Annotated in this window: 24 protein-coding genes; 7 read left to right on the top strand and 17 right to left on the bottom strand. The window is 71.9% G+C overall.

Annotated elements, in window-relative coordinates; genetic code table 11:
- Positions 1-2 precede the first annotated feature (2 nt).
- The 5 genes from BLT44_RS03825 to BLT44_RS03805 form a co-directional block, all read right to left on the bottom strand.
- A complete protein-coding gene (locus tag BLT44_RS03825; protein WP_029608113.1) occupies positions 3-293 on the bottom strand; it encodes a hypothetical protein in 291 nt (96 codons plus the stop codon).
- Between the two features lie 307 nt (positions 294-600).
- A complete protein-coding gene (locus tag BLT44_RS03820) occupies positions 601-1,242 on the bottom strand; it encodes a response regulator (RefSeq protein ID WP_010155432.1) in 642 nt (213 codons plus the stop codon).
- Positions 1,239-2,570, bottom strand: coding sequence for a sensor histidine kinase (locus tag BLT44_RS03815; protein WP_074689937.1), 1,332 nt, complete (start codon positions 2,568-2,570; stop codon positions 1,239-1,241). Before BLT44_RS03815 ends, BLT44_RS03820 begins: the two co-directional genes overlap by 4 nt.
- A gap of 99 nt (positions 2,571-2,669) precedes the next feature.
- Positions 2,670-3,587, bottom strand: coding sequence for an ABC transporter permease (locus BLT44_RS03810; protein WP_010155436.1), 918 nt, complete (start codon positions 3,585-3,587; stop codon positions 2,670-2,672).
- Positions 3,584-4,468 (bottom strand): ABC transporter ATP-binding protein, encoded by an 885-nt coding sequence (locus tag BLT44_RS03805; protein WP_040504932.1) that lies wholly within the window; start codon positions 4,466-4,468, stop codon positions 3,584-3,586. Before BLT44_RS03805 ends, BLT44_RS03810 begins: the two co-directional genes overlap by 4 nt.
- 168 nt (positions 4,469-4,636) lie before the next feature.
- Between BLT44_RS03805 and BLT44_RS03800 the strand changes: the two genes are divergently transcribed.
- On the top strand, positions 4,637-5,707 hold the full coding sequence (locus BLT44_RS03800; protein WP_010155438.1) for a threonine aldolase family protein: 1,071 nt from the start codon (positions 4,637-4,639) through the stop codon (positions 5,705-5,707).
- Between the two features lie 225 nt (positions 5,708-5,932).
- On the opposite strand, the gene codB is transcribed toward BLT44_RS03800, so the two are convergent.
- From codB to BLT44_RS03775, 5 genes are all read right to left on the bottom strand, one after another.
- Positions 5,933-7,216 (bottom strand): cytosine permease, encoded by a 1,284-nt coding sequence (gene codB, locus BLT44_RS03795; protein WP_010155439.1) that lies wholly within the window; start codon positions 7,214-7,216, stop codon positions 5,933-5,935.
- On the bottom strand, positions 7,213-7,719 hold the full coding sequence (locus BLT44_RS03790) for a nucleoside deaminase (protein ID WP_010155440.1): 507 nt from the start codon (positions 7,717-7,719) through the stop codon (positions 7,213-7,215). The genes codB and BLT44_RS03790 overlap by 4 nt, the downstream gene beginning before the upstream one ends.
- Positions 7,720-7,857: 138 nt before the next feature.
- Complete coding sequence (locus BLT44_RS03785) at positions 7,858-9,435, bottom strand: tripartite tricarboxylate transporter permease (RefSeq protein WP_010155441.1); 1,578 nt, start codon at positions 9,433-9,435, stop codon at positions 7,858-7,860.
- Between the two features lie 2 nt (positions 9,436-9,437).
- A complete protein-coding gene (locus tag BLT44_RS03780; protein WP_010155442.1) occupies positions 9,438-10,112 on the bottom strand; it encodes a tripartite tricarboxylate transporter TctB family protein in 675 nt (224 codons plus the stop codon).
- The gene (locus tag BLT44_RS03775; protein ID WP_010155444.1) at positions 10,109-11,110 is read right to left on the bottom strand and encodes a tripartite tricarboxylate transporter substrate binding protein; all 1,002 of its coding nucleotides are present in this window, start codon (positions 11,108-11,110) and stop codon (positions 10,109-10,111) included. Before BLT44_RS03775 ends, BLT44_RS03780 begins: the two co-directional genes overlap by 4 nt.
- A gap of 192 nt (positions 11,111-11,302) precedes the next feature.
- On the opposite strand from BLT44_RS03775, the gene BLT44_RS03770 reads away from it, so the two are divergent.
- Together BLT44_RS03770 and BLT44_RS03765 are read left to right on the top strand one after the other, a co-directional pair.
- Positions 11,303-12,538 carry a sensor histidine kinase gene (locus BLT44_RS03770; RefSeq protein ID WP_010155445.1) on the top strand — a complete coding sequence of 412 codons (1,236 nt, stop codon included), beginning with the start codon at positions 11,303-11,305 and terminating at the stop codon, positions 12,536-12,538.
- Positions 12,535-13,365, top strand: coding sequence for a response regulator transcription factor (locus tag BLT44_RS03765; RefSeq protein ID WP_010155446.1), 831 nt, complete (start codon positions 12,535-12,537; stop codon positions 13,363-13,365). Before BLT44_RS03770 ends, BLT44_RS03765 begins: the two co-directional genes overlap by 4 nt.
- Before the next feature lie 19 nt (positions 13,366-13,384).
- Here the strand turns inward: BLT44_RS03765 and BLT44_RS03760 are convergent, their stop codons facing one another.
- A complete protein-coding gene (locus BLT44_RS03760; RefSeq protein WP_010155447.1) occupies positions 13,385-14,104 on the bottom strand; it encodes a FadR/GntR family transcriptional regulator in 720 nt (239 codons plus the stop codon).
- A 275-nt stretch (positions 14,105-14,379) separates the two neighbouring features.
- Here BLT44_RS03760 and BLT44_RS03755 point away from each other — a divergent pair, with 275 nt between their 5' ends.
- Complete coding sequence (locus BLT44_RS03755; protein WP_010155448.1) at positions 14,380-16,134, top strand: 2-isopropylmalate synthase; 1,755 nt, start codon at positions 14,380-14,382, stop codon at positions 16,132-16,134.
- Between the two features lie 25 nt (positions 16,135-16,159).
- On the opposite strand, the gene BLT44_RS03750 is transcribed toward BLT44_RS03755, so the two are convergent.
- Complete coding sequence (locus BLT44_RS03750) at positions 16,160-16,774, bottom strand: LysE/ArgO family amino acid transporter (protein ID WP_029608117.1); 615 nt, start codon at positions 16,772-16,774, stop codon at positions 16,160-16,162.
- Between the two features lie 90 nt (positions 16,775-16,864).
- On the opposite strand from BLT44_RS03750, the gene BLT44_RS03745 reads away from it, so the two are divergent.
- The 3 genes from BLT44_RS03745 (at position 16,865) to BLT44_RS03735 (ending at position 19,443) form a co-directional block, all read left to right on the top strand.
- On the top strand, positions 16,865-17,743 hold the full coding sequence (locus BLT44_RS03745; protein WP_010155450.1) for a LysR family transcriptional regulator ArgP: 879 nt from the start codon (positions 16,865-16,867) through the stop codon (positions 17,741-17,743).
- Between the two features lie 25 nt (positions 17,744-17,768).
- Complete coding sequence (locus tag BLT44_RS03740; protein WP_074689935.1) at positions 17,769-18,773, top strand: AEC family transporter; 1,005 nt, start codon at positions 17,769-17,771, stop codon at positions 18,771-18,773.
- Positions 18,774-18,867: 94 nt separating this feature from the next.
- Positions 18,868-19,443, top strand: a complete 576-nt coding sequence (locus BLT44_RS03735; protein WP_010157804.1) for a nitroreductase family protein — start codon at positions 18,868-18,870, stop codon at positions 19,441-19,443.
- Between the two features lie 21 nt (positions 19,444-19,464).
- On the opposite strand, the gene BLT44_RS03730 is transcribed toward BLT44_RS03735, so the two are convergent.
- The 5 genes from BLT44_RS03730 to BLT44_RS15840 form a co-directional block, all read right to left on the bottom strand.
- Positions 19,465-19,884 (bottom strand): hypothetical protein, encoded by a 420-nt coding sequence (locus BLT44_RS03730; RefSeq protein WP_010157803.1) that lies wholly within the window; start codon positions 19,882-19,884, stop codon positions 19,465-19,467.
- A 3-nt stretch (positions 19,885-19,887) separates the two neighbouring features.
- Positions 19,888-20,679 carry a uroporphyrinogen-III synthase gene (locus tag BLT44_RS03725; RefSeq protein ID WP_029608395.1) on the bottom strand — a complete coding sequence of 264 codons (792 nt, stop codon included), beginning with the start codon at positions 20,677-20,679 and terminating at the stop codon, positions 19,888-19,890.
- 169 nt (positions 20,680-20,848) lie between these two features.
- A complete protein-coding gene (locus BLT44_RS03720; protein WP_010157801.1) occupies positions 20,849-21,109 on the bottom strand; it encodes a DUF3618 domain-containing protein in 261 nt (86 codons plus the stop codon).
- Entirely contained in the window at positions 21,106-21,570 is a 465-nt protein-coding gene (locus BLT44_RS03715; protein ID WP_010157800.1) for a phage holin family protein, read from the bottom strand. The genes BLT44_RS03720 and BLT44_RS03715 overlap by 4 nt, the downstream gene beginning before the upstream one ends.
- Entirely contained in the window at positions 21,567-22,016 is a 450-nt protein-coding gene (locus BLT44_RS15840) for a YtxH domain-containing protein (protein ID WP_010157799.1), read from the bottom strand. The genes BLT44_RS03715 and BLT44_RS15840 overlap by 4 nt, the downstream gene beginning before the upstream one ends.
- Between the last annotated feature and the right edge of the window lie 87 nt (positions 22,017-22,103).

Raw genomic sequence — 22,103 nt, 5'->3', positions numbered from 1 at the left:
GGTCACCTCCCGTTCCCGGCCGGCACGCTCGCCGCCACCTGGGCGTCGAGCTGAGCGAAGCTCTCCTGCATCGAGCCGGCCGATCGCCCCCGTGCGGCGGCCTGCTCGCCGAAGCCCTCGGTCGCCCGAGGCAGCGCCGCGGCGAACTGGGCGAGCGCCTCCTCCACCTGCTCGGCACCGTAATCGGCGCCGACCTGCACACTGCCGGCGAGAGCGAACGCCGCGCCGGCGTTCACGAGCGCCGAACGGGCCTCGGCGAGAGCGTCACCGGCGATCCTCAGCCGTTCAGACATCGGCCCGCCTCGGGACCGGTCGATCGAACCGACGACGATCTCCCCACTCGCGCGGCCTGATGACACTCTCCGACATGGTGACGCTCCTTCGCATGAGGCCGCCGACGCACGCTCCGAGTCGAGAGGCGCGCGTCAGCGGTACCGAATCCCCACGTCTGCGGCGTGCGCGCACGGGGTTGCGTTCACGCTAGGAAACCGCGCCGGCGCCGCGACGCTCTCGCACGCATTGCAGTATCGAAACGTGCGAATTGCAGTAGCGCAGCCACTCGATTGGGTATCGGCGTGCCGCACGCGGCACCCGCGCCGATCAGAGAATCCCGCACTCCATCGCGCGCGTCACCGCGCGCGTGCGATCCGACACCCCGAGCTTCTCGAAGGTGCGCAGCAGGTGCGTCTTCACCGTCGACTCGCCGATGAACAGCGACGCCGCGATCTCGGGGTTGCTCATCCCGGCCGCCACCAGGCGCAGAATCTCGACCTCGCGCGCCGTCAGTCGCGGGCCGGGCTCCTCCCGCCGCTCGGCGCCGGAGTGCGCGCGGGCCACCAGCTGAACCGCGATCGACGGCGCGAGCACCGTCTGGCCCGCGGCCACCGCGCGAACGCCCGCCGCCAACTCCTCAGCCGGCGCGGCCTTCACGAGGTACCCGTTCGCGCCGGCCTCGATCGCCGCGAGAATCTGATCGTCCTCCTCGTACGTCGTGAAGATCAGCACGCGGGGCGCGGGATCCGCGGAGCGCGTGAGCCGCCGCGTCGCTTCGACGCCGCCCATGCCGGGCATCCGCAGGTCCATGAGCACCACGTCGGGCCGCAGCGTCGCCGCGATGTCGAGCGCCGTCTCGCCCGATTCCGCTTCGCCGACCACCTCGAAATCGGGCTCGGTCGCGAGCAGCCCCGCGATGCCCGCTCGCACGATGGGATGGTCGTCGACGACGAGAATGCGCACCGTCACCGGGATCCTCCCCGCTCGTCGTCGGTCGTGGCCGCCGCCGCGGCGAGCGCGGGCAACCGCACCTCGAGCCGGGCGCCCCGCTCGGGCCCCCGCCCGAACCGCACCTCTCCCCCGACTCCGCGAATGCGGTCGGCGAGCCCCGTCAGGCCGTAGCCACCGGCCGCGGCGCGCCCGTCGATCGGAGCCGGGCCCGAGGGCGTGGCTCCGGCCCTCGCACCCGCGCCGACCGGCACCGCGCCGGCCCCCGCCGGGCCGACCCCGTCGTCGTCGACGCGCAGCACCGCCGCACCATCGTCGGCGCGCGCGAGCGTCAGGACCACCGCTTCGGCGCGCGCGTGCTTGCGGGCGTTCGCGAGCCCCTCCTGCGCGGCCCGCAGCAGCATCACCTGCCGTTCCCGTTCCAGGGGGAGCTGATCGAGCTCGCACGTCACCCGCAGCCCCGTGTCCTCGCGCAGGCGGGTCGCCATGCGCGTGATCGCGGCCTCCAGTCCGCCGTCGCCGAGCGGCTGCGTCGTCGCGACGAGCGCTCGCGCCTCCTGCAACGAATCTCGGGCGGCGGAGCGCACCCGTTCGAGCCGATCCCGCGCCGCCACCACGTCGTCTGCGGCGAGCGCCCGGTCGGCCTGCTCGCTGAGCATCACCAGGCCCGTCAGTGTCTGCGTGAGCGTGTCGTGCAGATCGCGGGAGATCCGCTCGCGCTCCGCCGAGGCGCCCGCGGCCTCCGAGAGCGCGGCGACCTCGTGCTGCGAGCGGCGCAGCGCGTCGGTGAGTTCACGGTGACGCTCCCCCCGCGCGTACACCCCGGTGATCCACGTGCCCATCGCCAGGGCGAACACGAGCGACAGCGCCGCCACCGCGAGGGCTCCCCAGATGCCGCCCACCCGGTCGAACGGCTCACCCTGACCGATGAAGCCGATGCACACGGCGCACGAGAGCCCCGCGCTCCACGCCACCGCCTCGCGATACCGTCGCGCGATCGTCCACACGAGCGGGTATCCGATGGTCTGCAGCGTCGCGTACGAGGCGACGCCGTACGTGGCCGTGCCGATCAGGATCAGCAGCACCGCGAGGAAGACGGCGTCGGAGGGCCGGGGCGGCAGATCGCGCACGGCGCGCAGCAGCACGCGCCGGCCGACGGCGCAGTACCAGAGCGCGATGCCCGCGAGCGGTGCGAACGCCCACGCCGCCCCCGCCGCGCCGGTGCCCTCGAACTGCAGCTGACGCCAGCCGATGAGCGCCATCACGCCCAGGGTCACCGCGGTACTGGCGTCCCACCAGCGCAGCGGAAAGCGACCCGGCCCCGGGGCCGGCGTCTGGGGCGAACTCATGGCATCACTCTCTCACGACCTCCGCTCACCCCGCGCTTCGCTCCGTGGGCTGCCGCCGTGGGCGGCACCAGCGGCGGTCGCGAATGCTCACGCATTCGCCTATGACCTCCGCTGCCATCTGAAGGTGAGGAGGCTGAGCACGAGACCCACCACGAGCCAGACGCCGAGGTTCACCGCCACCCAGCCCAGATCCCACGACTCGCCGAGCTCCTGCAGTTCGAAGTGCTCCGGGAGGAACACGGAGCGCATGCCCTGTGCGAGCCACTTCAGCGGGAAGAGGCCGGCCACCTGCTGCAACCACTCCGGCAGCATCGAGAACTGCAGGTAGACGCCCGAGATGAACTGCAGCAGCAGCACGACCGGCAGGATCACGGCTGTCGCGCTCCGCGACGAGCGCGGCAGCGCGGAGAGCGCGACGCCGAGCAGCGCCATCGCGACGATCCCGAGCCCGAAGAGCCACGCGAGTCGCAGCCAGAGCTCGGGCTCCGTCGGCAGTTCGACCTGGAATGCGACCACCGCGAATGCGATCAGCAGCACGAGTTGGGCGAGCGCCGTGACGAGGATCATGCCGATCTTCCCGATGAAGTAGCTCACCGGCGAGAGCGGCGTGCCGCCGAGGCGGCGCAGCCACCCGTCGCTGCGCTCCCGGGCGATGTCGGTGGCGAGGTTCTGCACGCCGATCAGCAGGAGGCCCGCCGCCGCCATTCCGGGGAGGTAGTAGGCGGCCATCGTCACGCCCCCGGTGCCGTCGGCGCGCGCACCCACCTCGCCCGAGGCCTGGAACGCGACGCCGAAGATGCCGAGCATCACGAGTGGGAAGAGGAAGGTGAAGAAGACCGCATCGGGGGTGCGGAAGTAGCCGCGGAGCTCGAAGCCGATGCGCCGCGCTCCGGTGACGAGGATCCCGGGCAGTCGCGCGTCGCGATCCCCGGCGGGCCCTCGCGCGGTCGCGGGGTGCGCCGGGTGCGCCATCGGGTCCGCCGGGCTCACCGCAGGCTGGGCATCGTTCGTGGTCATCGTTCCGCTCCGTTCGCACCGATCAGGTCCAGGTAGATGTCTTCGAGCGCGGGCCGCCGCACCTCGAGTGCGTCCGGCCCGTCCGGGCGCCCGAGGCGCCGCGACTCGTGCATGAGCCGTTCCACGACGGCGCCGGGCGTCGGCGAACGCTCCTCGCGCAGCACGCCGTCGGCGTCGCGCCAGCTGACGACCGGGGTGCGCGCCTCCGCGCCCCCGAGCAGCGCGGGCGGCGCCTCCGTCACGATCGTGCCGCCCGACAGCACCCCCACGCGATCGGCCAGATGCTCGGCCTCGTCGAGGTAGTGGGTGGTGAGCAGCACCGCCGCTCCCTCGTCGGCGAGGCCGTCGAGCATCGCCCAGAACTGGCGCCGAGCCTCGGGGTCGAAGCCGGTCGTCGGCTCGTCGAGGAAGACGAGCTCCGGGCGCCCGACGATGCCGAGAGCCACGTCGAGCCGCCGCTGCTGACCGCCCGAGAGCTTGGTCGCCCGCGTCGTCGCGTGCGGGGCGAGGCCGACGAGGTCGAGCACCTCGTCGACCGGGCGCGGGCTCGGGTACAGCTTCGCGATGTGGCCGATCAGCTCCCGCGGGGTGTAGGGGCCGGGATCGCCGGTCGCCTGCGCGACGATGCCGATCCGCGCCCGCCACGCTCGAGACGCCGAGAGCGGATGCTCGCCGAGCACCGCGACCTCGCCGCTCGAGGCCCGCCGCACCCCCTCGAGCACCTCAATGGCCGTGCTCTTGCCGGCGCCGTTCGGCCCGAGCAGGGCGTAGGTCTCGCCCCGGGCGATCTCGAGGTCGACGCCGTCGAGCACCCGGGCATCGCCGTAGTGCTTCGTCAGACCGCGTACCGATACGGCCGGTGAACTGGATGTGGTGTGCATACTCCCAGATTCCCCGACGCGGAGCGGCGGCGGAACGACCGGACGGGCGAATCCGGGGTCCACCGGTCGGTGGACCCCGGGCGCCCTGCATCCGCACCGGCCGTGTGCTGCCGCCGCACCGGCCGCGTGCTGCCGCTGCACCGGCCGACCCGCGCGTAGGCTGGAGCGATGAGCCAGCACGCCGCCGCACCCGAAGCACCGCTCGAGCCCGTCTCCCGGGCGTTCGCCTCCGACAACTGGTCGGGCGCGCACCCCGAGGTGATCGAGGCCATCGTCGCCGCGAACTCGGGCCACGTGCCGGCCTACGGCGGCGACCCGATCACCGCGCGCTTCCAGCAGGTCGCCCGCGAGCTGTTCGGCGAAGCGGCCGAGGCGTTCCCGGTGTTCAACGGCACCGGCGCGAACGTGCTGGCGCTGCAGGCCGCGCTCCCCCGCTGGGGCGCCGTCATCTGCGCGCGCACCGCGCACATCAACACCGACGAGGCCGGCGCCCCCGAGAAGACGGGCGGGTTGAAGCTCTTCGGCGTCGACACCCCCGACGGCAAGCTCACTCCCGAGCTCGTGGCGCGCGAGGCGTGGGGCTTCGGCAGCGAGCACCGTTCGCAGCCGGGCGCGGTCTCCATCTCCCAGGTGACCGAGCTCGGCACCGTGTACACCCCCGACGAGATCCGCGCGCTCGCCGACCAGGCGCACGACCTCGGCCTCCTGCTGCACGTCGACGGATCGCGTCTCGCCAACGCCGCCGCGCACCTCGGCGTCTCGCTCCGCGAGATCACCGCCGACGCGGGGGTCGACCTGCTCAGCCTGGGCGGCACGAAGAACGGGCTGCTCGGAGCGGAGGCCGTGGTCGTACTGCGCCCGGGAGCGGCGAACGGCATCCCCTTCCTGCGCAAGATCGACCTGCAGCTCGCCTCGAAGATGCGGTTCATCTCGGCCCAACTCGTCGCGCTCTACGCGGGCGATCTGTGGCTGCGCTCCGCCGCGCGGGCGAACGAGTTGGCGCAGCGCCTCGCCGCCGGCATCCGCGAGCTCGAGGCGGCCGTGCCCGGTATCAGGATCGCCCAGCCCGTCGAGTCGAACGCCGTGTTCGTGGAGTTGCCGCAGGGCACGGCGACGCGGGCGCAGTCGGCGTTCGCCTTCGGCGCGTGGCCGACGCAGCCGGGCCTCTACCGCCTGATGTGCGCGTTCGACACGACCGAGTCCGACGTCGACGCGCTGCTCGAGGTGCTCGCCGCCTGACCCGCTCGGCGCGCCCCGCGCGCCCGCGCGATTCCCGCCCGCGGCCAGCGCGCCCGCGGCCATGCAGGGGATCCTGCGTCGTACAGGTCGTCGCACCCGGGCGGCATCCGGTTGAGCGAGGATCCACTGCAATTCGAGCGGCTGGCCGACGCCCACGTGCGGCGGGCGCGGCCCCATGCGCGCCGGGTGGGCGGGCTTACGCACTGCCCGGGCGCCGCCCTCTGCCTACGCGGCGACCGACCGGCGGGGCGACCAGCGGGCGAGGGCGAACGACAGGATCAGGGCCGCGGCGACGCCGATGATCGGCGGAATCCCGATCCCGAACTCGCCGGCGACCCACGCGAGCGCGCACGAGACCGCGTAGACGCCGAGGTTCACCCAGTTGGCGCGCGGCAGCGCCTCCCCCTCGGGCATCTGGGTGCGCCGCCACCGGGCGAGGTAGTCGCCGATGATGACGCCGCCGAGCGGAGGGATGAACGTGCCGAGCAGCCCGAGGTACTGCGGCAGGTGCTCGTTGACGCCGACGAGCGCGAGCGCCGTGCCGATGATCGAGCCGACGATGACGAAGCGGGTCTTGCTCGGCTTCTCGAACAGCTCGGCTCCGGCGACGCCGAAGGAGTACGCGGCGTCGGCGTTCGACTTCCAGAGATTGCCGAAGAGCAGGAACAGCCCCCAGCCGACCAGGCCGAGGTTGAAGAGCACGAGCACGAAGTCGCCCTCGCCGAAGGTGATGGCGCCGACCGCGCCGAAGAAGATCATCAACCCGTTGCCGATCAGGAACCCGATGACGCACGCCAGCACGGCCTGCCGCCCGGTGCGGCCGAACCGGGTCCAGTTCGGTGCCTGCGTTCCGGCCGAGACGAAGGTGCCCACGACCGCGGTCACGGCGACCGCGATCGGCATCGACGCGTCGGGGCGCACCGCGGCGAGCCCGGCCCATCCGCCCACTTCTTCGAGCGAGCGGAACATCACCCAGAACGCGAGGATGAGGATCAGCGGGGTCGAGATCAGCGACACCCAGTACATGCCGCGGTACCCGTAGACCGCGGTGGCGCACATCAGCGCGCTCACGACGATCATCACCGCGGCCTTCGCCGCGAAGCTCTCCCACCCGAACGCCTGCGCGGTGAGCTCACCGATCGTGCCGATCACGACGCCGTACCAGCCGATCTGGGTGCCGCCGAGCAGGATGGAGGCGAGCTTCGAGCCGCGCGTGCCCAACGTGTATCGGGCCATCACGACGGTCGTGAGCCCGGTGCGGGCCCCGATCCAGCCGAGCACCGCGACGTAGGCGCCGAGCACGGCAGAGCCGAGCAGGATCACGAGGAGCAGGTCGCCGAGCGCGAACGTCTGCCCGAGTGCGGCGCCGGCGAGCATCGTCGGCGTGAAGATGGTGAAGCCGAGCAGCACCACCATGAGCGAGAAGAACCCCTTGCGCGCGTGCTGCGGCACGGGGGTGACCGGGTAGTCCCGGTCGATGACCGCCTCGGTCTCGGCCGCTGCGCTCACGCGCCGGCTCGCACGCCGCCCGAGAGCTCGTCGGTCTCGATGCCGATGTCTTCGGCCCAGATCTCGGGGCGTTCGCGCATCATGCGATCCATCAGGCCGATGCAGGTCTCGTCGTCGGCGATGACGAGCTCAGCGCCGTTGCTCGCGAGCCACGCCTCGGAGGCCTCGAAGCTGCGGTGCTCGCCGATCACGATGCGCGGGATCTCGTACAGGATCGCGGTGCCGGCGCACATCGTGCACGGCGACAGCGTGGTGTAGAGGGTGCATTCGCGGTACACGCTGGCCGGCAGGCGCCCGGCGTTCTCGAGGCAGTCGGTCTCGCCGTGGCGGATCACGCTGCCCATCTGCACGCGCCGGTTTCGGCCGACGGCGAGCACCTCGGGGCCGTTCGCGCCGTGCCGCACGAGCGCGGCGCCGATCGGCACGCCGCCCTCCTCCCACCCGAGTCGGGCCTGTTCGATGGCGAGGTCGAGGTACGTGCGGTCTTCAGCGGAAATCGGCATGACTGCAATCGTATCGTCGCGGGCCGTGCCGCTCGGGTCCCGCCGCCCCGCGCTGGGGCCCCGCCGCCCCGCGCCGGTCGGAGATTCGGCTTCGGTGAGACGAATCGCCCCGCGAACGTCTCACCGAAGCCGAATCTCTCACCGAGCCTCGGCGCCGGACTCGACGCCCGACTCAGCACCCGACTCGACGCCCGCCGCGCCCGCCGCGCGCTCGGCCGCCGCGCGGCGCCGACCGACGATCCGCCCCCGCACCGCGAAGCCGAGCACGAGCACGAGCACCGCGTACAGCCCGAGCGCGATGGGCCCCTGCACGAGCACCGAGAAGTCGCCGTTCGCGCTCATCGCCGCGTCGCGCAGGCTCGTCTCGGCGAGCGGGCCGAGCACCATGCCGATGATGAGCGGCGCGATCGGGAAGTCGAGGGCGCGCATCAGGAACCCGACGAACCCGATGCCGAGCAGCAGGAAGAGGTCGAAGATCGAGCCCGACGTGGCGTAGATGCCGAGTGCGCAGAACAGCGTGATGCCGGCGTAGAGGTACGGGCGCGGGATCAGCAGCAGCTTCGCCCACAGCATCGCGAACGGCAGGTTCAAGATGAGCAGCACGATCATCGCGATGAAGAAGCTCGCGAGCAGCACCCAGACGAGGTCGGGGGCGCGCTCGAACAGGAGCGGGCCGGGCTGCAGCCCGTACTGGCGGAATGCGGCGAGCATGATCGCGGCGGTCGCCGAGATCGGCAGGCCGAGCGCGAGCAGGGCGCCCATCGCCATGCCGGTGGTCGAGTTGCCGGCCGCCTCGGGGGCGGCGAGGCCGCGGATCGCGCCCGTGCCGAAGCGCGGGTTCGCCCGGCGCGCGTCGAGTCGCTTCTCGAGCCCGTAGGCGAGGAAGGTCGGGATCTCGGAACCCCCGGCCGGCACCACGCCGAACGGCAGGCCGATCGCCGTGCCGCGCAGCCACGCGGGCATGGCCTCGCGAAACTCCGCCCGGGAGAGCCACGGCCGCCCCTTCGGCTTGATGATCGCCTTGTCCTGCATGTGCCGTTCGAGGCACGCGACGTAGATGACCTCGCCGAGCGCGAGCACGGCCACCGTCACGGTGACGAGCGAGACCCCGTCGAACAGGAACGGCGAGTCGAGGGTGAAGCGGGGCGCGCCCGAGGCGCCGTCGATCCCGATCACCGCGATGCCCAGTCCGATGAAGAGCGCTGCGAGGCCCTTCACCGCGTTGTCGGTGACGACGGACGAGGTGGCGACGAAGGCGAAGACGGCGAGTGCGAAGAACTCCGCCGGGCCGAAGCTCGACGAGAAGTCGGCGAGGGCTGGGGCGAGGAAGACGACGAGGATCGAGGCGATGAACCCGCCCACGAAGGCGCCGATCGCGGCGGTGGCGAGCGCCTGAGCCGCCTTGCCCCGGAGCGCCATCTTGTGCCCCTCGAAGGTCGACGCGATCGCCGACGCCTGGCCCGGGGTGTTCATGAGAATGCCCATGGTCGAGTCGCCGAAGAGGCCGCCGAAGTACACGCCCGCGAACATGATGAACGCGGCGGTGGGTTCGAGGGAGAAGGTGACGGGCAGCAGCAGGGCCACCGCCATCGACGAGCCGAGGCCGGGCATGACGCCGACGGCGGTGCCGAGCAGGCACCCGACGAGCACCCAGACGAGGTTCTGCCAGGTGAGGGCTCCGGCGAAGCCCTCCATCAGCAGCTGCAGCGATTCCACGATCAGAACCCCCCGCCCAGAATGCCCGAGGGCAGCGACATGCCGAGCGCCATGTCGAAGGCGATGTAGGCGAGCGAGCTCACCGTGAAGCCGGTGATGAGGCTCACGATGGGCTTCCGCGCCCCGAAGCCGCGGGCCACGCACCAGAAGAGCAGCGCGGCGGCGATCACCCAGCCGAGCACGTCGAGCAGCAGCGCGAATGCGGCGAACGAGCCGATGACCCACGCGAGGGATCGCCAGTCGATGGAGACCGCGCGCGCACCGCCCACGTCGCCATCGATGCCGTCAGAGCCTTCCGCGCCGAAGGCGCCGGCGCCGTCCGCGGCCGCGTCGTGCTCCGCGCTGAGCAGCTCGAAGTCGTCGACCATGCGGGTCGACGCCGCGCGTGCGGCGCGCTCGGCCCGCAGATCCTTCGCCGCCGAGACGATCAGGAGGATCGCGAAGAGCACCAGCCCGCTCGCGATGATCGCGGGGAAGAAGCGCGGCCCGGGGAACGCCGTGCCCTCGGGCACGCGCATGGTGAGCATGCCGTACCCGAGATACGCCGCGAAGGCGAGCAGCAGCGCGGGCATGATCAGGTGCTTCAGCCGCGCGGTGGTGCGAGGGTCGCCCGCCGCGAAGCGGATCTCCTCGCCGACGACCGCGGACATCGCGGTCGGATTGTTGGTCGGCGTCATTGCCCCATCTCCTCGTACAGGCGAGCGATGCGGTCGCGTTCCTCCACGAGGAAGTCGTCCAGCTCCTCGCCGGTGATCACTTGTTCGGTCCAGTGGTAGCGGTCGACCGCGGAGGCCCACTCGGGAGTCGCGAGGGTGTCTGCGACGAGATCGCTGAGGCCCGTGGTCTCCTCATCGGTGAGCCCGGCGGGTGCGGCGAGCATGCGCCAGTTCGCCAGGGTGATGTCGTACCCCTGCTCGCGGGCGGTCGGAATGTCGATGCCCGCGATGGGCTCCTCCGCGACGATCGCGAGCGCCCGCAGCCGGCCCGACTCGATCTGGTCGATGTTGTCGGGGTATCCGCCGGTCGCGGCCTGAGCGGTGCCGTTCAGCAGCGCGGCGACCGCCTCGCCGCCGCCGTCGGAGGAGATGTACGTGGTCTGCGTCGGCTCGATGCCCGCGGCGAGCGCGAGGTCGGTGACGACCAGCTGATCGAACGAGCCGCCTCCCGTCCAGGGGATCGATTTCGGATCGGCGCGCCACGCCTCGACGAGGTCGTCGAGGGTCTCGTAGGGCGAATCGGCGGGCACGACGATCACGTCGTACTCCTCGAAGACGACGGCGAGCGGCGTCACGTCGTCGAGCGTGGCGTCCGATCCGTATTGGATGGTGGCCGCCAGCAGCCCGGTGCCGCCGACGAGCATCGTGTTCGCCTGGCCTTCGAGCGTCGAGAGGTTGCCGAGCGCGATGGTGCCGCCGGCTCCCGGCATGTTGACGACCTGCACGTTGGCGCTCAGCCCGTTGGCGCGCTGCGCCTGCTGCATCTCGCGCGCGACCGTGTCCCAGCCGCCTCCGGCCGCGGCTGGGGCGATGATCGTCAGCGACGAGTGGATGTCGCTGCCGACCGTCGCCGAGCTGATCGAGCCGAACGCCGCCACTCCGACGGCGGCTGCGGCGATCGTGCCGCCGATGATGCAGAGCGCTGTGCGACGCGCGCCTCGCTTCGGGGTATCTGTCATGTTCACTCCTCTGTGCGGACGCCGTTGTGCCGCACCAACGCCTATAAGATGTCAACCATTTGCCGCGTGCGCGGGGCGCGCGCGATTTGTGCTCATAAGTGCTCACGGAGCCGGCAGCGCTGCCGACCGCTGTTGGCGGAGCGGCGGCCGGGCCGGTGCGCGGTGACGACGAGGGTGACGGGAGGTGCTGCGATGCCGCGTTGGACGATGTCGCGCTTCGCGCGTCTCGCGGTCCTCCTGCTCCCGACGCTGCTCGTGCTCGCGAGCGTCGGCGTCACGGCGAGCATCGCGGTGACGGTGCAGGAGTCGAGCATTCGGGAGGCGACGGGCGAGCGGGTGCGCGATGTCGCGACGAGCCTGGCACGGCTCGATCAGGTGCGCACGGTGCTCGAGCGCACCGGCGACGACGTCGCGGAGGCGACGCGCGAGCTGCAGCCGCTGGCCGACGTCGTCGAGCAGGCCGCGGGCGTCGACTACCTGGTCGTCACCGATGATCGGGGCATCCGCATCACGCACCCGACGCCGGAGCTGCGGGGCGGGCACGTGTCGACGTCGATCGACGACGTGCTCGACGGGCGGGAGTTCCTGGGAACGGAGCGCGGCACCCTCGGGCGAACGCTGCGGGCGAAGGTGCCGGTGCGCGACGATGCGGGGAGGGTCATCGGGTCGCTCTCCGTGGGCATTCTCGAGACGCGCATCGCCGCTGATTTCGAGGCCGCCGTGCGGCAGCTCCTGCCGTGGGCGCTGGGCGCCCTGCTCGTCGGCACGCTCGCGAGCACCGCGCTCGCCACCTTACTGGAGCGCCGGTTGCGGCGTCTCGAGGCGCTCTCCCGGGAGGCGGAGGGCATCCGCCGCACGGCGGCGGCGCTGCGCGAGCAGACCCACGAGTTCCACACGCGCCTGCATGTGATCCACGGCCTGGTCTCGCACGGCGATACGGCGGAGGCGCTCGCCTACATCGCCGGAGCGGCCCCGGTCGATGAGAGCGAGGGGGCCGCCGATTCGCGGTATCCGCTGCTGCGCGCGACGCTCGACGCGCTGCGCGCCGAGCTCGGGGGTCTCGGCGCGCAGCTCGAGACCGCGATCGATGTCGACGCCGATGTGGACGAGGATGTGACGCTCGTGCTCGCGAACCTCTGCCGCAATGCGGGCGAGGCGGGGGCGTCGCGCGTGCGCTGCACGCTGACCGGCAGGGGCGGCGTGCTGCGCGGAGAGGTCGCCGATGACGGGCCGGGGATCGCGGGGCCCGCGGCCGACCGCGTCTTCGCCCGCGGGTTCTCGTCGAAGCTCGACGCGTCGGGGCTGGGGCGCGGCATCGGGCTCGACCTGGTGCGGCGCATCATCGCCGACCGCAACGGCACCGTCGAACTGGGCCGCTCGGATCTCGGCGGCGCGAGGTTCCGATTCGAGATCGGAGGTCGCGCATGAGCGCCTCCCCGTCTGCGGAGATCCGCGTGCTCGTCGTCGACGACGATCCGGGCGCTCGTCGCCTGCACGGCCTGTACGTGTCGCGCGCTCCGGGGTTCGCGGTGACCGCCACCGTCGGCACGGGCCGCGCCGCCCTGCAGCACAGCCTGCGCGGCGACGTGGATCTCGTGCTCCTCGACATGCGGCTCCCCGATATCAGCGGCGTCGAGGTGCTGAACCGGTTGCGCACGGTGCGGCACGCGTCGCCCGATGTGCTGGTCATCAGTTCGTCGCGCGATCAGGTGACGGTGCGGCAGGCGCTGGCGGCCCGCGTCATCGGGTACCTGGTGAAGCCGTTCACCGAGCCGGCGCTGCATGCGCGGCTCGCGAGCTACCGCGCCGAGCACCGCGCGGCCGATGCGGGGTCGCGCGAGGTGGTGCTCGGGCAGGGCGAGATCGATCGCCTGCAGTCGACGGGGCGGATCGACGTGCCCGCGGCCGTTCGCGCGGCGCGGGGCTCGCGCTCCGGGCCGCCGTCGAATGGTGCGGTCGGGGCGGCGGCGGGAGCGGAGTCGGGCGCCGAGTCGGGTTCGCTGCCGATCGGGGCGCCGGGTGCACTCCCGAAGGGCATCTCCGAGGTGACGCTGAGGTCGGTGCTCTCGGCGCTCGATCCGGTGACGCCTCTCTCCGCGGTCGAGCTCGCGCAGCGGTGCGAGATCTCGCGCGCGACCGCGCGCCGCTACCTCGATCACCTCGTGGAGACGGGAGCGATCGATCTCGCGCACCGCTACGGCAGACGCGGCCGCCCCGAGGTGCTCTACCGCCTCGTGCCCCCGCCGGGCGGCTAGCGGCGGCGGTCGGGCCGGATCAGCTCGCGCGCGACCGGAGCGTCTGCAGGTGCGCGCGCGTGAGCCGCGCCGCAGCATCGGCGTCGCCGGCCTCGATCGCGAGGTACATCTGCTCGTGCGCGTCGTGGTCCGCGTCTCCGGAACGGGGGTCGGAGCCGGCGCCGTGAACGTCGGAGCGGTCGCCGCCGGCTCCCGCGGCCGCTCGCGATCGGAGCATGTCGATCATCGCGGCGCGGCTGCGCGGAGCGAAGCCGTCGAAGAGCTCGAGCAGGATCGGGCTGTGCGCGGCGGCGACGATGCCGCGGTGCACTGCCATGTCGGCGTCGACGAGCGCGTCGAGGTCGCCGCGGCGGCGCTGCCGCTCCTCGAGCGCGATGCGGAGCGTCTCCAGTTCTGCTGCCGTGCGCCGCCGTGCGGCGAGCGCGGCGGCTTCGACTTCGATCGCGGTGCGCGCTTCGAGCACGGCCGCGATGCCGGCGCGCTGCAGCACGGCGCCCCACCCTTCGGGCGCCTCGGCGGCGACGACGAACACGCCGGCGCCCTGTCGTGTCGCGAGAATGCCGCGGCCGGCGAGGATGCGGATCGCCTCGCGGGCCGTCGAGCGCCCCACGCCGAGCTGCGGCGCGAGCGTCGTCTCCCCCGGCAGCTTGCCTCCGATGGGCCATTCGCCGGCGCGGATGCGCTCGTGCAGCAGTGCGGCGGCCTGCTCGGCCAGGGATTCGCGTCGCACGATCGTCATGCGCACATTCTCCCATCGACCCCTCGCCGCCCCGCCGCCCCTGGCCCGCCGCCCCTGGCCCGCCGCTCCGTCGCCGCCGCAGGCCCCCGATCCAGCACGAACTTCTCAGCTTGTCTGAGGAGTGTGCTACCGTGGCCCTGTGCAGCGCATCGCCACCCTCCTCCTTCGTCGCCACGACGGGGCCTGACCAGACCGGCTCCCCGTCATGGAGTCGGTGAGCCGCAGAACGCGCAAGGCGCCGGTCGATCACGCAGACCGTCGATCAGGAGACCCCGATGCCCAGCAGCACCTTCCCCACGCTCACCACCCCCGCCGGCCCGACGCTCCCCGAGGCGCCCGCCTGGAACCGCCAGCGTCGCTCCGCCATGCCCGCGCACCGCTACCGCGACGCCCACTCCCGCGTCGACATTCCGCTCACCGACCGCGAATGGCCGTCGCGACGGCTGCTGCAGGCGCCGCTCTGGGTGCCGGTCGACCTGCGCGACGGCAACCAGGCGCTCGCCGAGCCGATGGACCCCGCCCGCAAGCGCCGCTTCTTCGAACTCATGGTCGCGATGGGCTACAAGGAGATCGAGGTCGGGTACCCGTCGGCCTCCCGCACCGATTACGACTTCGTCCGGCTGATCGCCGAATCCGACATCGCGCCCGACGACGTCACCTTGGTCGTGTTCACACCCGCGCGCCGAGACCTCATCGAGCGCACCGTGGAGTCGATCCGGGGCATCCGCAACGACGTGGTCATCCACATGTACACCGCAACCGCGCCGATCTGGCGCGACGTGGTGCTCGGGCAGGATCGCGCGGGGCTGCGGCAGCTGATCCTCTCGGGCGGGCGCGACGTGCTGCAGCTCGCGGGCGACCTGCCCCGCGTGAGATTCGAGTTCTCCCCCGAGGTGTTCACCCTCACCGAGCCCGACTACGCGCTGGAGGTGTGCAACGCGATGACGGAGCTCTGGGAGGCGAGCCCCGACCGTCCGGTGATCCTCAACCTGCCGGCGACCGTGGAGATCGCCACGCCGAACGTCTACGCCGACCAGATCGAGTACATGCACCGGCACCTCGATCGGCGCGACTCGGTGATCCTCTCCGTGCACCCCCACAACGATCGCGGCACGGGCATCGCCTGCGCGGAGCTCGCCGTGCTCGCGGGGGCGCAGCGCGTCGAGGGGTGCCTCTTCGGCAACGGCGAGCGCACCGGCAACGTCGATCTCGCCACCCTCGCGCTGAACCTGCACGCGCAGGGCGTCGACCCCATGATCGACTTCTCCGACATCGACGAGATCAGACGCACGGTGGAGCACTGCAACCGCATCGAGATCCACCCGCGCCACCCCTACGTCGGCGACCTCGTGCACACGGCGTTCTCGGGCACCCATCAGGACGCCATCAAGAAGGGGTTCGCGGAGCACCGGCGCCGCGCCGCGGCCGAACGCCGCCCGGAGCGGGAGATCGAGTGGCGCGTGCCGTACCTGCCGATCGACCCCGCTGATGTCGGCCGCAGCTACGACGAGGTGATCCGCGTCAACTCGCAGTCGGGCAAGGGCGGCATCGCATACGTGCTCGAGACGGAGTTCGGAATCGAGCTGCCCCGCCGCCTGCAGATCGATTTCGCCCGTCGGGTGCAGCAGCACACCGATGCCAGCGGAAGCGAGGTCGCGGGCGACCAGCTCTGGGGCCTGTTCCGCGAGGCGTATCTCGCCCCCGCGACCGAGTCGCCGGTCGAGCTGGTCGACTGCTCGACCTCCGGCCGCAGCACCAGCGTCACGCTGCGCGCGGGCGGCGTCGAGCGGACCACCTCGCGCGACGACGCGGGCACCGTCGAGGCCCTCACCGCCGCGCTGGCGGAGGCCGGGCACCCCGTCGAGGTGCTGAGTCTCCATCAGACCAGCATGAGCGCGGGCAGCACCGGCGACGCCCTCACCCTCATCGAGTACCGGCGCGGCCGCACCACGGGGTGGGCGGCGGGCCTCGACCGGTCGGTCCACAGCGCGACGCTGCACGCTGTGATGCGCGCGAGCGCAGACGCGTAGCGCGGGCGGCCCGCCGGGCGGCGTCTCAGTGCGAGACGCCGCCGAAGGCGATCCGCGCCGCGATCACGAGCATGGTGACCGCCACCACGGAATCGAGGATGCGCCAGGATCGCGGCGTCTCGAAGAACCGCGTCAGCGCTCGCGCGCCGTAGCCGAGCAGGAAGAACCAGCACAGGCTCGCGACGGCGCCGCCCAGCACGAACCACCAGCGATCCGGGTCGCCCTGGGCGTTGCCGAGGGAGCCCATCAGCACCATGGTGTCGAGGTAGACGTGCGGGTTGAGCAGCGTGATCGCCAGGCACGCGGTCACCACTCGGCGCAGCGGCGCGGGGTCGGCGGCGCCCGCGCTCAACGCCTGCGGGCGCAGCGCGCGCCGGGCCGCGGACCAGGCGTACCAGAGGAGGAACGCCACGCCGCCCCAGCGCACGATCTCGAGGAGCACGGGGGCGCGTTCGATCACGAACCCGATGCCCGCGACGCCGAGCAGCTCGAGCACCGCGTCGGCGAGCCCGCAGATGAGCACCACGGGCAGCACGTGCTCGCGCCTGATGCCCTGCCGCAGCACGAAGGCGTTCTGCGCACCGATGGCCACGATGAGCGAGAGGCCGCTGCCCGCTCCGACGAGAAAGGGAATGATCACGCTCACACGCTACGCGCCGCCTCCGCCTCGCGACGACTTCAGCGCACGTGAATCTTCTTCACCACCATGAATGCTGCTTAAGATCGCTCTATGGACTTCCCGGTCGAGCACCTCGCCACGTTCGCAGCCATTCTCGAAGAGGGGAGCTTCGAGGGGGCGGCCCGCCGCCTCCACATCACCCCCTCGGCGATCAGCCAGCGGGTACGGGCGATGGAGCAGCGCGTCGGCTCGGTGCTGCTGCAGCGCACCCGACCCGTCGCCGTCACCGCGGCCGGCGCCGTCGTGCAGCGCGCCGCCCGCCAGGTGCAGCAGATCGCCGCCGACGCCTCCGCGGAGCTCGGGTCGCACGAGTCGCCGGGCACCCTCATTCCCATCGTCGTCAACGCGGACTCGCTCGCGACGTGGTTCGTGCCGGCGCTCGCGCGAGCCGCCCGCGAGACCGGCGCGACGTTCGAGGTGCTGCGGGCCGACGAGAGCATCTCGACGGAGCGGCTGCGCAGCGGCGCCGCGATGGCCGCCCTCACCGCGACGTCGGCGGCCGTGCCGGGCTGCACGTCGACCCGCGTCTGCACCGACCGCTACTTCGCGGTGGCGAGCCCCGACTTCGCCGCGACCCACTTCGCCGACGGCGTCACCGCCGCGGCCCTCGCCACCGCCCCGCAGCTCGAATTCGATCGGCACGACGTCTTCCAGCGGCGCTTCATCCGCCGGGTGACGCGCGCCTGCCTCGCACCTCCCCGCCACTTCATCCCCTCGTCGGCCGAATTCGCCCACGCCATCGAGCTCGGCATGGGCTGGGGCATGCTGCCCGACCTGCAGTGCGCGGCCGGGCTCGCGGAGGGGCGCCTCGTCGCGCTGGGCGAGCGACCGATCCTGATGCCCCTCTACTGGCAGCGGTGGAAGCTCGACTCGCCGGCGCTCGACCGCCTCTCGCGCGTGATCGCCGAGGAGGCCGCCGCGGCCTTCTAGGATGGGAGTGGCCGGGAGGAGCTGAATGTTCGGAGTGCTGCAGGGGTTCGCGCTCATCCTCGGGATCATCGGAGCCGGGTACCTCACCGCTCGCTTCGGCGTCGTGCAGGGCGAACAGCGCCGCGTGCTCAACAACGTCGCGTTCTTCGTCGCGACCCCCGCGCTCCTCTTCACCGTGCTGCGGCAGAGCGACCCGAGCATCATGCTCTCGCCGGTCATTCTGATCACGAGCCTCGCGGCGATCATCGTCGCGGCCGTCTACGTCGTCGCGTCGCGGCTCTGGTTCAAGCGCGATCTGGCGACGACGACGCTCGGCGCGGCCTGCTCGGGGTACGTCAACGCGAACAACCTCGGGCTGCCCGTCGCCGTGTACATTCTGGGCGACGCGGCGTACGTCGCTCCCCTGATCCTCGTGCAGCTCATCTTCTTCGCGCCCACGATCCTCTCGATGCTCGAGGCGACGCGCACGGGCCGCCGCGTCGATGGGCCGACCGACGCGCAGGGCGACGATCGGGGCGACGCCGGCGCGGCGCGGGAGCAGCGGCGCGGGCGCGGGGCGTTCCGCGGGGCGCTCGCCGCGCTCGGGCGGGCGGCGTCGAACCCGATCATCATCGCGTCGGTGCTCGGGCTGATCGTCGCCCTCGTCGGCCTGCCCATCCCCGAGATCGTCTCGGCGCCGCTCGAGATGCTCGGCGACGCCGCCATTCCGATGGTGCTGCTCAGCTTCGGCATCTCGCTGCGCGGCCAGCGGGCGCTGCAGCCGGGCACGGGCCGCGCCGCCGTGTTCACGGCGTCGGCGCTCAAGCTGCTCCTCATGCCGATCGTGGCGTGGAGCCTCGCCACCGCGTTCGGGCTGGGCGCGCACGAGGTCTTCGTCGCGACGATCATCGCGGCGCTGCCCACCGCCCAGAACGTCTACAACTACGCGGCGACCTACCGTCGGGCCGAGACGACGGTGCGCGACGCCGTCTTCCTCACCACCTTCGCGTCGCTGCCGATCATCGCCGCGGTCGCGTGGCTGCTGGGCTGACCGCCCCGCGAGCGCGATCGACGGGAATAGTCGCGCCGCCGCGCTCGTTGCAGCCCTGCGGAAACATCATTCGCACGACCTGAGGAGCCCCACCGTGAGCCCGCGCACCGCCATCACCAGCGCACCCGTCATCGACCCCCTCGCCGAGCGGTGGAGCCCGCGCGCATTCGACACCACGCACTCCTTCCCCGAGGGCGCGCTCCGCGGCGTGCTCGAGGCGGCCCGCTGGGCGCCGAGCGCGAACAACACGCAGCCCTGGCGCTTCATCGTCGCCCGACGCGGCAGCGAGAACTTCAGCCGGATCGCCGAGACCTTCGTCGGGTTCAACCGCGAATGGGCCGTGAACGCGGGTGCACTCATCGTGAACATCGCCGAGACGGCCGACGCCGAGGGCAATGCTCGACCCTGGGCCGAATACGATCTCGGTCAGGCGGTGGCGCACCTCAGCGTGCAGGCCACCCATGAGGGGCTCCACCTGCACCAGCTCGGCGGCTTCGACCGCGAGGCGATCCGCGCCGCCTTCGCACTCGAGGATCGCCTCGTGCCCGTCTCGATCAGCGCGATCGGAAAGCTCGGCTCAGCCGACACGCTGTCGGAGCCGCTCCGCGAGCGCGAGCTCGCCCCGCGCACCCGGCGCGATCTCGAGTCGCTCGTGCTCGTCCGCGACTGACACCCGCGCCCGGGCGCTGCGTCAGCCCTCGGTGTCGACTGCCGTCGCGCCGCCGTCGAGACGCAGCGCCTGGATGAGCTCGCCGGCGTGCACCGACGACACGATGACTCGCGAGAAATGGTCGAATTCGCCGCGCCAGCCGTGATCCTCCTCCGAGCCCTCGGGGTTCTCGAAGTCGATGACCACCGCTTTGCGCCCGCGGCGCACCAGCACGAAGTCTCTGCCGGTGAAGTTGCGCCAGGTGCCGGCCGCGAGCCGGCCCGGCAGGGCGGCGCCCGGTGCGCGCACGCCGCGCACCCACACCCACGGGTCATCGGTGACGATCGCCGAGCTGATGGCGGAGCGGTCGAGCACCACGTCTCTGCGGCGCATCGCGGCGAACCGCTCGCTCGCCGTCAGGCGGATGACCACTCGATCGGGATGCACCTCGACTCGCGCCATGGGTCAGTCCAGCATGTCGCTCTGGTCGATGACCGATTCGACGGTCTCGATGAGCGCTCGCTTCAGGGGGTACTCGGGGTGCGACGGGTCGTCGGCGTCGGCGGGGAGGCCGAGCTCCGCAGCGGTCTCGAGGGTGTTCACGCCGACGCACGCGACGATCGTGTCGGAGGGGAGGTCGGGGAACTGGGCCGCGACCTCCTCGGCGATCTTCGCCGAGGCGACGAGCAGGGCGTTGATGCGGCCCGACTCGATGTCTTCGCGGATGTGCACCGATGCGGGCACTCCGACGGTGCGGAACGCGAGCACCTGCGTCACGTCGTGCCCGCGGCTCATGAGCCCCTCGGTGAGCACGGGGATCGCGACGTCAGAGCGCAGGGTGAGCACCTTCAGCACGGCGCCGGAGTCGATCTCGCTCCACTCCTCGAGCAGGGCGTGGGTGCTGTTCTCCTCGCTCGGCGTGCGCGTGATCGGGTAGCCCGCGTCGGTGAACGCGACCGCGGTCGCCTCGCCGACGAGTGCGACGCTCGTGCTCGGCGGAATCACCGCGTTGTGGTGCTTCAGCACGTCTGCGACGGTGGAGCTCGTGGCGGTCAGCCAGTCGAACTTGCCGGCCTCGAGGTCTTTCAGCGCACTGACGAGCTTGTCTTCCTCGCTCGTGTGGGCGAAGTCTACGAGCGGTGCGATGACCGTGTGCGCCCCGCGCTCACGGAGGGCTCTTGAGACCAGATCGCCCCAGGTACCGCCCCGAGGAACGAGCACCCGAAGACCACTGAGCGGCTTCGCCTCAGCAGACATACACCCCACTCACTCGATGCCAATACGAACGACCCGCGTGCGCAGCGTGCTGCTGCGTGCCGGCCCTTCCCGGAAAACCATTGTCCCTATTCTTACCCTGCCACCTCGCCGAAGCAAAACGACGGGGGTTCGCCGGGCGAACGAAATAGAACTGTGACCTGACGGCTCGTCAGCCGAATCGCTTCGCGACCGCCGAGGCGATGCCCCATACGGCGAGGCCGGCGAGCACCGCGGCGCCGGCGACACCCGCGGCGAACCCCGCCGGGTTGTCGCGCTTCTCCTCGGCGATCCGCAGCTTCGCCTCGTCCACGGCGTCATCGACGCGCTGCGCGTAGTTCAGCCGCACCTTGAGCTGCGACAGGGTGTCGTACAGCTCGGACCGGGCCTGCGCCGCCTCGGCGATGCCGTGACGCTTCTCTTCGGCGCTCATCGCCAGTTCCCTTCTTCGCCTACGCGCGGCATCTCTCGACCGGAGTGGTGGTGCACCGGGGGCTCCGCGTTCACGCGCACCTCGCCGATGGCCGAGATGTCCCCGCCGACCCGGTCGAGCGTCTCCTCGGGCACCGGGTTGCCCCGCTTGAGCAGGGCGACGCCGCCGAGGATCGCGAGGGCGGCGAGGAGCAGCAGCCCGGCCGCTACCACGAGCGCGGCCAGCCACCAGGGCCAGACGAGCGCGAGCGCTGCGATTGCGGCGATCACCAGTGCTTCGAGCATGAAGAACAGGAAGAACAGGGCGACCACGATCGCGCCCGCGCCGATCCCCGCGCGCTTCGCCTTCGTGATGATCTCGCGCTTGGCGTTCTGGTACTCGATCTTCGCGAGCGAGACGATCTGCTGCGGGAGCCGGGCGAGCAGCTCGAAGGTGCCCGCCTCATCCTTCTTTCGGATCATGCGTTCCCTCCGTCCGCCTCCGCGGACGAGTTCGCATCGGCAGCCGCTGAGCCGGGCTTCGCGGAATCGCTCGACGTGCTCGCGGCGTCGGCGGGCTTGGGGGTCGTGCTCGACGTCTGCGACGCGGAGTTCGCCGGGCTCGGGGTGCTCGACGGCCGCGCGGGCGTCGGAGCGGCGTGCTGCGATCCGGCGGAGGAGGACGACCGGCTCTGGGAGCCGACGAGCGAGGAGAAGGCGTTCTTGCCGGCGCGCAGCGCCGATTCCTTGACGTTCTCGACGGTGTCGCGCGTGGCGTCGCGCACCGCATCGACCCCCTGCTGCACGGGTGCGGTGTTCCACACCTGCTCCGCGCCGCGCTTGATCTGCTCGTAGCGCTCGCGCCCGGCTCGTGACCCCAGCACGTAGCCCACAGCTGCGCCGAGAACGAATGCGATCTTGCCCTTCATGATGCCTCCAGTTCGTGGCGTTTCCCGGTGTTCGCCCAGCCTACTCCCGGAACGAGGGCGGGTGCGGCGAACACGTCGTCGCCGCCC

It is taken from the genome of Leucobacter chromiiresistens (assembly GCF_900102345.1).
Classification (GTDB): Bacteria; Actinomycetota; Actinomycetes; order Actinomycetales; family Microbacteriaceae; genus Leucobacter; species Leucobacter chromiiresistens.
The sequence above is the reverse complement of the archived record's forward strand: the minus strand, read 5'-3'. Positions and strand labels throughout refer to the sequence as shown.